The sequence below is a fragment of the Amycolatopsis sp. NPDC059027 genome, from assembly GCF_042739735.1.
Taxonomy (GTDB): Bacteria; Actinomycetota; Actinomycetes; order Mycobacteriales; family Pseudonocardiaceae; genus Amycolatopsis.
In genome coordinates this window covers 50,551-65,842 of sequence record NZ_JBHYIK010000011.1, presented here as the reverse complement: position 1 = coordinate 65,842, position 15,292 = coordinate 50,551, and the positions used below count along the sequence as shown (strand labels likewise).

Below are 15,292 nucleotides of genomic sequence, written 5' to 3'. Positions count from 1 at the left end.
GCATCGAGGGCGGTCGGCAACCTGTACAGCTCTGATCGAGGGAGACAAATGCCTCTGCAAGTCGACGAACTGAAAAGCAACCCGAAACACTTCTGGATGCGTGGGCAGCCGGCGGAACAACCCGTGTGGCTGGACGAGGAAACGAATATCTGGCACATCTATGGGTATCCGGAGGCGGTCGAGGTTCTCGGAAACCCGGAGGTTTTCTCCTCCGCGACGGCTCGCCGTTTCGCGCCGGAAGGCGGCGCCGACTTCGCGGAGAACAACCTCCTCCAGCTCGATCCGCCGGAACATCGTGAACTGCGCAACCTGGCCTCGCGCGCGTTCACACCGAGGGTGGTCGCGGACCTGGAGCCCCGGATCGAGCAGATATTCCGGGACCTGCTCGCCAAGCTCGACGGCAGGGACCAGTTCGACTTCGTGACCGAGCTGGCGTACCCGCTGCCGATCACCGTGATCTCCGAACTGCTCGGCGTGCCCGCCAGCGACCGTCGCCTGTTCAAGCAGTGGGTCGACGCCATGATGGAGGCCAACGGCTCGTTCGACCTGTCCGACGACCCGGAGAAACAGGCGCGGGACGCCAAAGCTCAGCTCGAACCGGCCGCGCAGCTCACCGAGTATCTGCGCGAACATGCCGCCGAGCGCCGGGCACACCCCAGACAGGACCTGCTCACCAGGTTCGTGCAGGCCGAAGTCGACGGGGAACGGCTCACCGACCACCAGATCGCGAAGGTGGCCCATGTGTTGCTGATCGCGGGCCACACCACGACCGCGATGCTGCTGGCCAACTCGATGCTCTGCCTGGACAGCTTCCCCGAGCAACAGGCCAGGGTCCGAGCCGACCGATCGCTCGTGCCGGCCGCGTTCGAAGAGATCCATCGTTTCATGACCCCCGTCGCCGCGACCTACCGTGCCACCAACGTCGATTTCGACCTCGCCGGCTGCCACATCCCCGCCGAACACATGGTCATCGTCTGGTCCGCCGCGGCCAACCGGGACGCGCGCCAGTTCGCCGAACCCAACACCTTCGACGCCGGGCGCGACCCCAACCCGCACATCGGCTTCGGCCGCGGTATCCACTTCTGCCTCGGTGCCGCACTGGCCCGGCTCGAGGGACGAATCGCGCTCAACATTCTCTTCGACACCTACCCGGTCCTCGGGGTCGACCCGGCCGCACAGCCGACGTTCCTGCCGGCCCAGGACCTGATCAGCTTCTGGAACCTCCAGGTCCACACCGGATGATCCGCTCGCGGCACCAGTCCGGACCGAACAGAAACGGAATTACCACGATGACGACAACTGTGGCAGACCGGTGGAATATCCAGCCGGATCACGTCTGGCTGCGCGGACGGCAACCGGAAAAGATCGTCCAGGTGGGCGAGGACGGGATCGTGAACGTCTACGGCTACCCGGAAGCGTGGGAGGTGCTGACCAACTCGGAAGCCTTCTCCAATGACGTCGACCGCCTGATGGAGGGGGACCAGGCGCTGACGGAGAAGGAGGACCGTGACGGCAGCCTGCTCGGGGTGGACCCACCCGAACACACCAGGATGCGCAAGCTCGTCGGGCACGCCTTCACCTCCTCGATGATGGCTCGGCTGGAACCCCGCATCGTGGAGCTGACCCGGGAGCTGCTCGACGAGGCGGGGGACGGTGATCGGCTCGATCTCGTCGAGGCGCTGACCTATCCGCTGCCGGTGATCGTGATCTGCGAGATTCTCGGCGTCCCGACCAGCGATCTCGAGATCTTCAAGCAATGGGTCGAGCAGATGGTCAAGGGCGCGAGCGGTCTGTTCGACGGAGAGGACGACGTCGACATCGCGGCCGCCCAGCGGCGCGTCCCCGAGATGCTCGACTATCTGTCCGAGCTGGTGGCCGATCGGCGCAAGAACCCGCGAGACGACATCATCGGCGACCTGATCCGGGCCGACGTCGACGGTGACCGGGTGACCGACAAACAGATCGTCAACTTCCTCAAGGACCTGGTGGTGGTCGGGCACGCGACGACCAGTGCGGTGCTCGGCAACGTGGTCCTGTGCCTCGACGGGCATCCCGAGATCGACGCCCGGGTACGCGAGGACAGGTCACTGGTGCCGGGCGTGTTCGAGGAGACACTGCGCTATCTGGCGCCGGGGGCGATGGCGGCGCGGGTGACCACCAGGGACGTCGAGATCGGCGAACTCCAGTTAGGACCCAACAGGCTGGTGATGAACTGGATCGGCGCGTGCAACCGGGACCCGAGGCAGTTCGACGATCCCCACACCTTCAACCCGGCCCGCGATCCGAACCCGCACCTCGCCTTCAGCCGCGGCATTCACTTCTGCCTCGGTGCGCCGCTGGCCAGGATCGAGGGCCGGATCGTGTTGAACGAGCTGCTCGACCGGTACAAGCAACTGCGGGTCGACCCGTCGGAACCGCCCACATTCCTCCCGCTGCCGTTCGTGATCGGGGTCACGAAGCTGACGCTGAGCACCCGGTGATCGACCACTCGAATTCAAGGAGAATCGGATGACCAGCACTGTCGGCAAGTGGAGCTTCAATCCCCGCCACACCTGGATGCGGGGCGAACACCCGGAAAAGCCGGTAGAGTTCGACGAAGAGACCGGTATGTGGCACGTCTACGGATATCCCGAGACGCTCGCGATCCTGAACGATCCGGCCACCTACACCTCCGATGTGGCCCGGCGTTTCGTACCCGGGGCCGACCAGTGGGACTTCGACGGCAACCTGACCCAGGCCGACCCGCCCGAGCACCACAAGCTGCGCACGCTGGTCAGCCGGGCGTTCACGCCGAGAGTCGTCAACAACCTCGAACCCGTCATCGCCGACGTGGCCGGCGAGTTGCTCGACGAGGTCGAGTCCGACACGTTCGAGCTCAACGAGGCTTTCGCCTATCCGTTGCCGATGATCGTCATCGGCGACCTGCTCGGCACGCCACGCGAAGACCGCGTCCTGTTCAAGAAGTGGGCCGACGAAGGCATGGCCGCGCGTGCACAGGTGAAGACGACCGACGACGATGGCGAGCAGACGCGCTCGATCGCCGCGCAACGCGAGAGCCAACGGCAGATGCACGACTACCTGCTGGAGCACATCGCCGACCGCAGGAAGAAGCCGCAGGAGGACCTGCTGACGCAGCTCGTCGAGGCGGAGGTCGACGGCGAGCGGCTGCGGGACAACCAGATAGTCAACTTCGCCGGCCTGCTGACCTTCGCCGGCCACGTCACCACGACCATGTTGCTGGGCAACACCATCCTGTGTCTGGAGGCCAACCCCAAGGAGTACGCACGGGTCCGGGCTGACCGCTCCCTGATCCCGTCCGCCCTCGAGGAATCGTTGCGCTGCCTGACACCGCTCGCTTCCGCGTACCGGGGCACCAATGTCGAGGTCGAACTGGGTGGCACGCGGATTCCCCAGGATCAAATGATGGAGGTGTGGCTCGCCGCCGCGAACCGCGATCCGCGCCAGTTCGCCAACCCCGACACCTATGACGCGGGCCGTAATCCCAACCCGCATCTCGGTTTCGGGCGCGGCATTCACGTCTGTCTCGGCGGATCGCTGGCGCGGCTGGAGGGGCGCATCGCCATGAACATCCTGCTCGACCGCTTCCCCGAGTTGCATACCGACCCCGATGCGGAGCCCACCATCATCCCCTCGCCCGACTTCACCGGCGTCTGGAAGCTGCCGCTGCGTGTGCGCCGGTAGGTGTGCGGCGTGTACGACGTCATAGTCGTGGGCGCTCGTTGCGGTGGCTCCCCGGTCGCGATGCTCCTCGCTCGCGCCGGGTACCGGGTCCTGCTGCTCGACCGTGGGCGGTTTCCCGGGGACACACTGTCCACATTGTACGTTCACCAGCCGGGGGTGGCACTGCTCGACCGCTGGGGAGTGCTGCCCGAGATCATCGCGACCGGCTGTCCGCCGATCGAGAAGGTCAGCTACACCGTGGCGGACGTCCGGCTGGAGGGGTGCTCCTGGCCCGTGGGAGGGATGGCGGCCGCCTATGCGCCGCGCCGCCACCTGCTGGACGCGATCTTGGTACGGGCCGCGGTCGGGGCGGGAGCCGAGTTCCGCGAGCGTTCCCGGGTGTGTGATCTGGTGTTCGACGACGATCACGTGACGGGGGTACGAGTCCGCTCGGGGGGAGTCGAGTACACCGAGCACGGTGTCCTGGTGGTCGGCGCGGACGGCATGCGTTCCACGGTGGCGGCGAAGGTCGGCGCGCCGATCGAGATCGAAGATCCGAAACTGTCGTGCGCGTACTACACCTACTGGTCATCGCTGCCTCCGCGGTTCCGGCTCTACGAGGCGCGCGGAAGCTGGGTGGGCACCATTCCGACCAACGACTGCGCGACACTGGTAGGTGCGTACTTTCCGCAGAGCAGCTTTTCGCGGGTGCGCCACGACGGTCTCGACGCGCTGTTGAAGGCCGTCGAGGAGACCGCGCCGGAGGTGCGCGAGCAGATGGCGGCCGGCGGTCGCCTCGAACCCCTGCACGGCACCGGAGACCAGCGCAACTTCTTCCGCCGGGCGGCCGGCCCCGGTTGGGCCCTGGTGGGAGACTCCGGGCACCACAAGGATTCGATCACCGCTCGTGGCATAACCGACGCCTTCCTGCAGGCGCAGCTGCTCGCTGACCGTATCGGCGACGCACTCCATGATCCGGCGGCGCTGCGGACGGCACTCGATCGGTTCGCCCGGGAGCGGACCGAGATGTTGATGCCCGACTACAGAACAACTCTCAAGACCGCCAACCTCGCGATTTCCGAGGACCAGCTGGCACTGCTCCGGGTGATCGCGAGCAGCGACGGGCTGACCAATCGATATTTCTCCACACTGTCGGGCGCCTGCCCGATCGACGAGTTCGTCACTCCCGAACTGATCGATCTCCTCGCGGAGATCGGATAAAGGAGTACCTATGGAGTACACGGATCTCGGCCGAAGCGGACTTTCGGTGAGCCGGCTCGTGCTCGGCACGCTGAACTTCGGCTGGAACACCCAGGAGGGCGACGCCCACGCCCTCATGGACCGAGCCCACGAGCACGGGATCAACTTCTTCGACACCGCCAATGTCTACGGTGGCAACGGCGGAACCGAAACGATCATCGGGAACTGGTTCGCCGCGGGCGGAGAACGCAGGACGAAGACCGTCCTCGCCACCAAGTTCTACGGAAACATGGGTGAGTGGCCGAACCAAGGACGCTTGTCCGCCTTGAATATCCGACGAGCCTGTGAAGCATCCCTCAAGCGGTTGCGAACGGACTACATCGATATCTACCAGATGCACCACGTGGACCGCGCCACTCCGTTCGAGGAAATATGGGAGGCGATGGACGTCCTCCGCCTGCAGGGCAAGATTGTCTATACCGGTTCGTCGAATTTCGCCGCGTGGCACATCGTCAAGGGACAGGAGACCGCCAAGCGCCGCAACTGCTACGGTCTCGTCTCGGAGCAGTCGTGCTACAACCTGCTCAACCGGACGGTGGAGCTCGAGGTTTTGCCGGCGTGTCAGGATTACGGCGTCGGGATGATCCCCTGGAGCCCGCTGGGCGGTGGGTTGCTCGGCGGAATCCTGCGCCGGGAATCGCTTCGTGCACCGATCATCGCCCCGGAACTGGACAAGCACCGGTCGGCGATCGCGGAGTACGAGTCGCTCTGCGATGAACTCGGTGACGCCCCGGCCACTGTCGCGCTGGCCTGGTTGCTCGCCCAGCCCGGTGTGACCGGCCCCATCATCGGCCCCAGGACCGTTGCGCACATGGATGCGAGCCTGCGCGCGCTGGAGATCGAGCTGGAGGAGAAGACGCTGCAGCGGCTGGACCAGATCTTCCCCGGTCCTGGCGGCCCCGCTCCCGAGGCTTACACATGGTAGGCGGGTGGGCAGCAGGATCGCCTCGGTGTCCTGTCGGCAGGACATCGCGGCGTTGGCTTTGGTATCCGGGACTGTTTCCCGAAGCTCGACAATTTTGGGGGAAGTCATGAAGTCGGTAATGACTGTGGAGTTCTCGTCGGTGGAGCGTATTACCCCGCTCGTCTCCGGTTATCTGCGTGCCTACGCCGCCACCGACCCTGTCGTCCGGAACGAGTACGAGTTCGATACCTACTCCACGACCATCCGGGCATCCCAGGAGAGCATCCTCGGTGACCTGGTCAAAGCCGACGCCGACGTCTACGCCCTGTCCGCCTACATCTGGAACTCGGGCCTGGTCCGGTCGGTGTTGCGAACTCTGCGACACCACGTACCGCGGGCCAAGGTGATCCTGGGTGGTCCGCAGGTGATGAACCATGCCGAGAAATACATCGATCCCCACGACGAGAACGTGACGGTGTGCAACGGCGAAGGCGAGATCACGTTTACCGAATACTTGCGGGAGCTGACAGAGCCCGTTCCCGATCTGTCGAAGGTCGACGGACTGAGCTTCTACCGGGATTCAACGTTGGTGACCACGGAGAAGCGGTCCAGGATCAGTGATCTGGATTCCATTCCCTCCCCCTTCCTGACGGGCACCATCAGTCCCGAGTACAGCATGGCGATCATCGAGACCAACCGGGGCTGCCCTTACCACTGCGGATTCTGCTACTGGGGCGCGGCCACCAATGACCGGGTCTACCGCTTCGACGAGGACCGACTCCGTGACGAGCTGACCTGGATGGCCCGCAACGGCGTCATCAACCTCTACATCGCCGACGCCAACTGGGGCATGTTGAGCCGGGACATCGACCTTTCCCGGCACATCGCCGACTGCGCCCGGAAGTACGGGTTGCCCAACGTGGTGACCTTTTCCGCAGCGAAGAACAAACCGCATGCGGTCACCGAGATCACCGGAATTCTCCAGGACGCGGATCTGGTGACGACGCAGCCCATTTCACTGCAGACCCTGTCGCCCGAAACCCTGAAGGTGGTGTCGAGAAAGAACATCAAACTCGAGGCATACCAGGCGATTCAGCGGGACATTCACGAGCGTGGGCTCAGTTCCTATATCGAGCTGATCTGGCCCCTTCCCGGTGAGACCTTGACCTCCTTCAAGGAAGGCATCGGTTATCTGCTGGAGCAGCGTGCGCACTCGACTATCGTCACCTATCCGCACCTCGTCCTCAACAACACGCCCATCTACCACAACCAGAAGGAACTCGGGCTGGAGACCAGGGAGGTGGGCGGCGACGTTGCCGAGGCGCGTGTCGTGGTCGCCACGCGGGAGGTGTCCCGGGAGGAGTTCGCGGACGGGATGCGCTTCTACTACGCCGTCCACTCGACCCAGAACGCCCGTTGCCTTTACTACCTCAGCCAATACCTGGTCGAGCAGACGAATACGACGACCTACCATGATCTCTATTCCGCGCTGGCGAAGTTCTGGAAGGAGCAGCGTCCGGACTCGCCCATCTCGCGGCTGGTCGAGGACTCCATCCGGGAGGCCCGTTATTACGACCTGGGAAACTACGGAAGTTTCGTGCACGCGGCCCTGCATCAGCATCGGGTGACCTTTACGAGGGATCTCGCCGACTTCGTCCGCACCCAGCCCTGGTGGGAAGACGACGCGGCCCGCGCGCTGTTCGAGGTGGATCTCGTCAACCGGCCCTACGTGTACAGCAATACACCGCTGGAGAAGTTCGACTATCCGTTCGAGGCGCTGACGATCCACGATGTCGGGGGCCGTGGATACTCCATCGAGGTCTCCGGTGCGCTGCGTGAGCTGCTCGTGGACCAGAAGCCACCGCCCGGTCGGATTCGGGTGGACCACATGCGTTCGCAGCATCCGCACATGCCGTCGCAGAGCTTTGATCACAACTCGCTGTACTGCTTCGCCATGATCCAGCGGGTGGCGGACCTCTCTCCCGAGTGGAGCGAGGATCGCGCAGCCCTGTGATGCTCCGGGACAGTGCGGTCGACCGGCCACGCGTGAGCAGCCGCTGTCGGCATCCGATCATCGTGTTCGATTCCTTGGGGAAACCGTGCGAACCGAAAAAAAGATCGTCCTCGTGCTCGGCGCCGCACTGGTCGTGGCCGGCGTCCTGCTGCATTTTCCCGATTTCCTGATCGCGTACCACGCACGGCATACCGACGGCATGCAGATGCGGTCGGCCGCCGTGATGATGGCCGACATGGGCATGTCCACGGCGATGACGGCCGGGATGGTCCTGATCGCCGTCGGTGTCGGCCTGGTCGGCTGGTCCCTCACGACCCGCACACGTGATTCGGCCCCGTCGGCCCGGAGCGAGTCCCGCCTCCAGTTCCGGTCGATCGACGAGGCCGGCCTCACCCGGCGACATTGGTCGCTGCTTGTGATGCTCACTATCGGGCTGGTGATCGATACGATGAAACCGGCCTCTCTGGGGTTCGTCGTACCCGGGATGGCGGCCGAATACGGCCTCACCACCCGGGATGCGGCCTGGCTGCCGTTCGCCGCGATCGCCGGCACCGTGGTCGGCTCGCTCGTCTGGGGCTACCTGGCCGACATCGTCGGCAGGCGGGCAACCCTGATTTTCTCCTCTGTCCTCTACATCGGGACGTCGATCTGCGGTTTCATGCCATCCTTCGGCTGGAATCTGGTGATGTGTTTCCTCATGGGCGCGTCGGCCGGTGGCATGCTGCCGACCGTCTACTCGCTGACCGCGGAGTCGGTCCCGGCCAAGCACCGCGGCCCGCTGATCGTCCTGCAGAGCGGGCTGGGTGCCACATTCGGCTATTTGGTGGCCAGCGGCGCGGCGACGCTGTTCATCCCCCTTTTCGGTTGGCGCGTGCTGTGGTTACTCGGCCTGCCGTCCGGGCTGTTGCTGCTCATCCTGTGCGCCTGGATCCCCGAGTCACCGCGGTTCCTGATCCGCAACGGCCAGGAGGCGGCAGCGGCCGAGGTCATGCGCAGGTACGGGATCACCGTCGTGACGGACGCCGTCGTGGACTCGGCCCGCCAGGTCGCGGCGTCGGTTCGGGTCCGGTCACCGTTCGTGGACCTGTTCGCGCGTCCCTACCTGAGACGGTCGATGTCGGTCCTGCTCTACGGACTGGGCTGGGGCGTCGTGAATTGGGGATTCATCACCTTCCTGCCGACCTTCCTGCAGCGCCTCGGTCACCGCGATGAGGCGGAACGGTTGTTGTTCCTCGCGTCGTTAGCGGCCGTGCCGAGTGTGCTCGTCGCTGCCTGTCTGTACGGGCGCTGGAGCAGCCGCGGCTCGATGATTCTGTACTCGGTGCTGACCACCGGGACGCTGGGATGCTTCACACTGCTGGGTCTGTGGGATATTCGGGCAGATGGGCCGGTGATCGTCCTGGTCGGGCTGTTGCTGTCCACGACGGCCGGCATGATCGCGATGCTGTCCCCGTACTCGACCGAGCTGTACCCGACGGCATTGCGTGCCACGGGCAGTGGACTCGCCGCCGCCGCCAGCAAGGTCGGCGGTCTCGCCGGTCCGCTACTGCTCGGCGCGACACCTGTGCTGGGCACGGTGGCGCTCATCGCTGCGGCACCGCTGGTCGTGGCGACGGCGGTCCTCTTCGTGACGGGTCTGGAGACGGCAGACCGGCCGTTGCCGGAGCAACGGCCGGACGAGCTACCGGCGCGGAATGAGGCGAACCCCACGATCACTCGATGATTCCGGTTACCTCGTGTATTCGCGATTGTAGAGCTTCCTCGACCAGAGGTATCCGCCAAGGGCGATGACAACACACCAGCTCAGCGCGATTATCGCGTTACTCCCGACCGGTGTGCCGACGAAAATGCTCCGCAGGGTTTCGATGATCGAGGTGAAGGGCTGGTACTCGGCAAACCAGCGCAACCCGGCCGGCATGGATTCGGGAGGAACGAACCCGCTGCCGAGGAAGATCAGGAGCATCAGCGGCAAGGGCAGGTTACTGGCAGTTTCGACGGTGTTGCTGGCCTGACCGAGCGCGACCGAAAGCCAGATGAGCGCGAACGCCGCAGCCATCAGGATTCCGAACGCGGCGAACCAGCCACCCACCCCCGCTGCGGGCCGGAAGCCGACCAGCAGCTCCACACCGGTCACCACCGCCACGCCGACCACGGTCTGGATCATGCTGCCGAGGACGTGCCCGGTCAGTACCGAGACACGGGCGATGGACATGGTGCGGAATCGGGCGATGATGCCTTCGGTCATGTCCGTCGCGACCGAGGCCGACGTCCCCTGCACGACGGCCGTCACGGTCATCAACATGATCGCGGGTGAGACGTAGTTGACGTATTCCGCGCGGCCACTGGATCCGCCGGACTGCGCGGTCAAATTGGTGCCGAGCCCTGCTCCCAGCGTGCCGCCGAAAACGTAGACGAACAGCAGCAGGAAGATGACCGGCATGCCGATGATCATCACGATCATGGTCGGGTATCGGATCATGCGCCGGAGATTGCGGCGCAACATCGTCATCGAATCGGTCAGGGCATAAGACCGCGCCGCCATCAGGCCATCTCCTCTTCTTCGTTCGTTGACTTACCGGTCAGTGCAAGGAAGACGTCATCGAGGTCCGGGGTGTGCACCGTCAGCCCGTCGACCTCGATCGAATGGTCGCCAAGCCGATCGAGCAGGCTCTTCAGCGACCTGACGCTGCCGTCGGTCGGTACCTGCAAGGCGAGGGCATCGTCCAGGCGGAGCACCTGGCCCAGGACACTCGCGGCCAAGTCGAGTCCTTGTGCGTCGACGAACTGCAGGCGGACATGGCCTCCGGGGATACGGCGTTTCAGCTCTTCCGAGGTGCCCTGGGCGATCAGCCGCCCCTTGTCCAGGACCGCGATCTGGTCGGCGAGCTCGTCGGCTTCCTCCAGGTATTGCGTGGTCAAGAAGATCGTGACGCGGCGGGCTACGAGTTCGCGGACGATCTGCCACATGGCGCGACGGCTGCGTGGGTCCAGGCCTGTGGTCGGTTCGTCGAGGAAAATCACCCGCGGGTCGCCGACCAGGGTCATCGCGAGATCGAGCCGCCGTCGCATACCGCCCGAGTAGGTCGCGGCCGGCTTCTTGCTCGCCCCGACCAGATCGAACTGTTCGAGCAGCTCGGTGACCCGCCGCCGCTTTTCCGCCCGGCCGAGGTGGCGGAGATCCGCCATCAGGATCAGGTTTTCCTCGCCGGTGAGCAGGTTGTCCACTGCCGAGAACTGGCCGGTGACGCCGATCGCGGCGCGAACCGCCTCGGGCTCGTCGGACAGGCTGTGGCCGTTGATCGATGCCTCGCCACCGTCGGCATTGATGAGGGTGGAGAGAATCTTGATCATGGTGGTCTTGCCGGCGCCATTGGCGCCGAGCAGCGAAAAGACGGTTCCCTGCGGAACGTCGAGGTCCAGACCGTCGAGCACGAGGTGATCGCCGTAGGACTTGCGTAAGCCGGTCGTCGTGATCGCAGATCGAAGCTGCGTAGTCGTCATGGGAGCTTCCCTTTCAGACGTCAACCAGAGATGTGATCAGGAGCGGTGGATCGTGATATCGCCGAACTGGGTTTGCGCGCGCACTTCGACGGTCTCTTCTGCGTCCTCGGGACCCGAAGCCGTGCCGTCCAGTGAAGTGTTCATGCGCCCGTACCCGGTGTTCACGTCGAGCAGGGCGGCGGTGCCTTCCGCGATCCCGACATCGAGGTCGCCCGCCGAGGTCCGCATCACGACCGAACCGCGAACGACTTCCCCAACGCGAATGCTTCCGTTGGCGGTCCTGGCGTCGACCTGGGCCCCCAGGGCGCGATCGATGGAGATACTGCCATTGGCGGCACGCACGACCACCTCATCGGTTACTGTACCGATCTCCGCGTTGCCATTGGAGGTTTTGATGACGGCCGTACCGTCTATTTTGCCGATGCGCACCCATCCGGTTCCCGCGGTGATTTCGGCATTGCCCACGACATGGTCCACCCGGACGTTTCCAGCCGTCGTATCCAGGTGCAGCACGCCGGTGTTTTCGAGGTGGAGATGCCCGTTGGATGCCTTGTACCTGCATTCCCCGATCCGGCCCGTGCAATAGAGGTCCGCCACCGCCGCGTCGCCGTACACCCGCGATCCGGTCGGTAGTTCGATGGACACATCGACCGACTTGGTCCTGCTTGAGAAATCGAGGACGTGCTGCTTCGGGACCTTCACCACAAGACAGCCATCCGTGTAATCGACGTGCGTTTTCTTGGCGGCATTGACGTCAGATTTGTCTGAGTCGTCCGTTGGCTGCAGGTCGACGACGGTATCGGTCCGATCGCTCGCGGTGATCTGCACGGAGCCGACACCCAGTTCGATCATGACTGTGATCGGCTCGGGCGTGTCGAATGTGGGCACAGCTGTCCTTCCTCGTGTTCTGTGGGTGTCGTTCGAGGGTGGGAAGAAATGGGCTAGCGCACCCAACCGGTCCGACGCTGCGGAGCACGTTTGCCGCGCTGATCGGTGTGCTGACCACGGTCGCGCTGCCGCAACGCGGCCGATACCACGCGGACCAACCATGCGTTGACCGAACTGCCCTCCTTTCCAGCCGCCTCCTCGATCGCGGCCTTGAGTTGTTCCGGGGGGCGGAAATTGATTCGTGCCATCCCGCTGTACTCGGTGCTCATGGGGACGCCGTTGAGTTGCGCCTCGACGTCAGCCTCGAAGCTGTCATCGGCCGCGTTCTCCGGTGTTTGCTCCGGTGCGGGCGGCGCGACGGCGAATTCCGGTCGGGTTCCGCGCAGGCGCAGTTCGACCGAGCCTGGCGCCAGGTCACGGGTGATCTCACTCGTAGCGGTGGAGAGCACGTCCAGCAGCGTGAGGCGGATCAGTGATTCCAGTGGCGTTCTCCGGCGCTCAAGCAGCGCAAGAGTGTCCTCGTCGTCAGCCGCGATAAGTGCAGCGAGCTCGCGACCAAAGCGATCCACGTACACGCTTAGGTCCATGGCGCCATGATGGCATATCGATGGCGCCACTACAAGATGGGTGTACGCCGGATGTGGCGCCATCGGCAGGGAGGCTTCTGTGTTCGGCGCGGTATCACACAGCTTGACCTGGGGTTATGCCGTGGCGCCTGATGGTTGGTAGGCGGCGCAACGATCGACACGGATGCGAGTCCGCGGCGTCGGCGTGGCGCCGTGGGGTTGTCCGTTCTTCGCGACTTATGGCGGGTTTTGGTCGGGAGTGGGCGGTTCTAGCATCACGCTGTGAGGTTGGCGGGGCACGTACAGTGCGTTGCCCGCCGCCGCACGAGTCCCCGAGGTCGACACAGGCTCCGCTCTGACGCGAGGAGTAAATCGTGCTTCGACGTACATTCGCCGGCGTGGTGGCCGGTACCGCTCTGTTGCTGCCGGTCACCGTGGTGCCCACCGCCGCCGCGGCCGAGATCAACGCGACAACGCTCACCTATGACGACAGCCAGGCCGCGGAGTTCAAGGACGTCGTCGCCCAGGGCGTCAACGTCTGGAACACCAGCGTGACCAACGTACGCATCGTGAAAGCGTCTCCTGGGCAGCGGGCGAACATCCGTGTCGTCGCGGATCCGGGTTGGCCGCGGGCCACGCTCGGGCCCGTCCGTCCCGGTGGTCAGGTCACGGTCTGGTACGGCAGGGAAGCCGTCCAGCAGGGCTACAACAAGGTTCGGATCGCCTCCCACGAACTCGGCCACAGCCTTGGGCTGCCCGACCGGAAACCCGGTCCGTGCTCGTCGTTGATGTCCGGGTCGACCGGCGGGGTCAGTTGCGCCAACACGAAACCCAACGCCGCGGAAGCCGCGCAGGTGCAACGAAACTACGCCGGAAGCCTGGTGTCGCAGAACGCCGACGCGGGGCGCGTACTCGTCGACGCGCCCTGAATCACGTCACGTCAGGGGATGTCGCCCGGCATCCCCTGACGCGGTGAAACTCCGTCGGTAGGCCGTCGGCGTGACGCGCATCGTGCGGGTGAAGTGGTGCCGGTAGGTCACTGCCGTGTCGAAGCCGACGGACGTGGCGACGTGGTCGATCGGCAGCGTGGTCTTTTCCAGCAGCGGCAGGCTCGCGTGCACGCGCTGGGCGATGAGCCAGCGGATCGGGCTGGTGCCGGTGCTGCGCGCGAAATGCCGGAGGTAGCTGCGCGGGGACATGTTCGCGGTGCGCGCGAGCGTCTCGACGGTGATGGGTTCCGTGAGGTTCGAAAGCGCCCAGGACATGCTGGCCGTGACGCGGCTGTCGTCCGCGTCGGCGATCACCGGCGATTCGATGAACTGCGCCTGGCCACCGTCGCGGTGTGCGGGGACGACCAGCCGGCGCGCGACGGCGTTGGCGATCGTGGGGCCGTGGTCCTTGCGTACCACGTGCAGGCACAGGTCCAGGCCGGCGGCGCTGCCCGCGCTCGTCAGGATCGGGTCGTCGTCGAGGTAGAGGACGTCCGGGTCGACGTCGACGCGGGGGAAGCGCCGTGCGAGGACGGGGGCGTATTGCCAGTGCGTCGCGGCGCGGCGGCCGTCGAGCAGGCCCGCCGCGGCCAGCGCGAAGGCGCCCGAGCAGATCGACACGATCCGCGCTCCGCGCCGGAAAGCCAAGCGTAGAGCGGAAATCACCGCGGGTGGGCAGTCGCCGTGGATATCGCCGACGCCGGGCACGATGACCGTGCTCGCCGCGGCGAAGGCGTCGAGATCGCCGTCGGCGTGCAGCGTGGCGCCGCCGATGATCCGCACGGGGCCCGGACGCGCGGAGCAGATCGTCAGCCGGTACCAGTCGACGTCGAACTCCGGCCGGGGCAGGCCGAAGACCTCGGTGACGATGCCCAGTTCGAACGCGGACATGCCGTCGTAGAGCAGGACCGAGACTGTCGACATGGCGAGATCTTAGCGAACAGCGGCGTTCACGCCACTGTTCGCTCGGAGCCACGCCCAGCACGATGAACGCCATGAGCACTGTTCTCGCCACCTCACCGGCTACTCCGATCGACGCCGTCGCCCACTTCGCCGGACGTCTCGCGTTCGAGGCCGACGTCAGCGACGTCCACGCCGACCTCGAAGCCCGTGTCGACGGCTTGGTCGTCGTCGATTCCCGCAGCGTCGAATCCTGGGACCAGGGGCACCTTCCCGGCGCGCTTCACCTGCCGACCGCGCGGATCGCCGAACGCGCCCGCGACCTCGTCCCGCACGACGCCGTCGTGGTCACCTACTGCTGGGGCCCCGGCTGCAACGGCGCAACCCGCGCCGCGCTCGCCTTCGCCCGGCTCGGCTACCGGGTCAAGGAGATGATCGGCGGTTACGAGTACTGGGTCCGGGAGGGCTTTCCGGTCGACTCCGCGGCCGGGCGGCGGGAGGCCGACGCGGACCCGCTGACCGCGCCGGTGTCCGCCGTCGCGTGCGGTTGCTGACCCCGAGGTCTTGCCGTGAGCCGGGGCCTGGTGAT

The 15,292-nt window shown here is 65.4% G+C and carries 14 protein-coding genes; 9 read left to right on the top strand and 5 right to left on the bottom strand.

From position 1 onward, the window contains the following. Positions 1-48 precede the first annotated feature (48 nt). The 7 genes from ACFWY9_RS10125 (at position 49) to ACFWY9_RS10095 (ending at position 9,582) form a co-directional block, all read left to right on the top strand. The gene (locus tag ACFWY9_RS10125) at positions 49-1,242 is read left to right on the top strand and encodes a cytochrome P450 (RefSeq protein WP_378324376.1); all 1,194 of its coding nucleotides are present in this window, start codon (positions 49-51) and stop codon (positions 1,240-1,242) included. Between the two features lie 47 nt (positions 1,243-1,289). Further along, complete coding sequence (locus ACFWY9_RS10120) at positions 1,290-2,480, top strand: cytochrome P450 (RefSeq protein ID WP_378324377.1); 1,191 nt, start codon at positions 1,290-1,292, stop codon at positions 2,478-2,480. 28 nt (positions 2,481-2,508) lie between these two features. Continuing rightward, complete coding sequence (locus ACFWY9_RS10115; RefSeq protein WP_378324378.1) at positions 2,509-3,702, top strand: cytochrome P450; 1,194 nt, start codon at positions 2,509-2,511, stop codon at positions 3,700-3,702. Positions 3,703-3,711: 9 nt separating this feature from the next. Further along, positions 3,712-4,902 carry an NAD(P)/FAD-dependent oxidoreductase gene (locus ACFWY9_RS10110; protein ID WP_378324379.1) on the top strand — a complete coding sequence of 397 codons (1,191 nt, stop codon included), beginning with the start codon at positions 3,712-3,714 and terminating at the stop codon, positions 4,900-4,902. Positions 4,903-4,912: 10 nt separating this feature from the next. Then, entirely contained in the window at positions 4,913-5,866 is a 954-nt protein-coding gene (locus tag ACFWY9_RS10105; protein ID WP_378338653.1) for an aldo/keto reductase, read from the top strand. Positions 5,867-5,870: 4 nt separating this feature from the next. Continuing rightward, positions 5,871-7,859: a cobalamin-dependent protein gene (locus ACFWY9_RS10100; RefSeq protein WP_378324382.1), complete on the top strand. Its 1,989-nt coding sequence runs from the start codon at positions 5,871-5,873 to the stop codon at positions 7,857-7,859. 85 nt (positions 7,860-7,944) lie between these two features. After that, positions 7,945-9,582, top strand: a complete 1,638-nt coding sequence (locus tag ACFWY9_RS10095) for an MFS transporter (protein ID WP_378324383.1) — start codon at positions 7,945-7,947, stop codon at positions 9,580-9,582. A 6-nt stretch (positions 9,583-9,588) separates the two neighbouring features. On the opposite strand, the gene ACFWY9_RS10090 is transcribed toward ACFWY9_RS10095, so the two are convergent. From ACFWY9_RS10090 to ACFWY9_RS10075, 4 genes are read right to left on the bottom strand one after another with little or no spacing between them, the layout of a single operon-like run. Then, on the bottom strand, positions 9,589-10,401 hold the full coding sequence (locus tag ACFWY9_RS10090) for an ABC transporter permease (protein ID WP_378324384.1): 813 nt from the start codon (positions 10,399-10,401) through the stop codon (positions 9,589-9,591). Further along, positions 10,401-11,360, bottom strand: coding sequence for an ATP-binding cassette domain-containing protein (locus ACFWY9_RS10085; protein WP_378324515.1), 960 nt, complete (start codon positions 11,358-11,360; stop codon positions 10,401-10,403). The genes ACFWY9_RS10090 and ACFWY9_RS10085 overlap by 1 nt, the downstream gene beginning before the upstream one ends. A gap of 36 nt (positions 11,361-11,396) precedes the next feature. Further along, complete coding sequence (locus tag ACFWY9_RS10080) at positions 11,397-12,248, bottom strand: DUF4097 domain-containing protein (protein WP_378324385.1); 852 nt, start codon at positions 12,246-12,248, stop codon at positions 11,397-11,399. A gap of 53 nt (positions 12,249-12,301) precedes the next feature. After that, positions 12,302-12,835, bottom strand: a complete 534-nt coding sequence (locus tag ACFWY9_RS10075) for a hypothetical protein (RefSeq protein ID WP_378324386.1) — start codon at positions 12,833-12,835, stop codon at positions 12,302-12,304. A gap of 353 nt (positions 12,836-13,188) precedes the next feature. Between ACFWY9_RS10075 and ACFWY9_RS10070 the strand changes: the two genes are divergently transcribed. Further along, the gene (locus ACFWY9_RS10070; RefSeq protein WP_378324388.1) at positions 13,189-13,743 is read left to right on the top strand and encodes a snapalysin family zinc-dependent metalloprotease; all 555 of its coding nucleotides are present in this window, start codon (positions 13,189-13,191) and stop codon (positions 13,741-13,743) included. A 6-nt stretch (positions 13,744-13,749) separates the two neighbouring features. On the opposite strand, the gene ACFWY9_RS10065 is transcribed toward ACFWY9_RS10070, so the two are convergent. Next, positions 13,750-14,727 carry a helix-turn-helix domain-containing protein gene (locus ACFWY9_RS10065; protein WP_378324389.1) on the bottom strand — a complete coding sequence of 326 codons (978 nt, stop codon included), beginning with the start codon at positions 14,725-14,727 and terminating at the stop codon, positions 13,750-13,752. Between the two features lie 71 nt (positions 14,728-14,798). Between ACFWY9_RS10065 and ACFWY9_RS10060 the strand changes: the two genes are divergently transcribed. Further along, a complete protein-coding gene (locus ACFWY9_RS10060) occupies positions 14,799-15,257 on the top strand; it encodes a rhodanese-like domain-containing protein (protein WP_378324390.1) in 459 nt (152 codons plus the stop codon). The last annotated feature ends 35 nt before the right edge of the window (positions 15,258-15,292 follow it).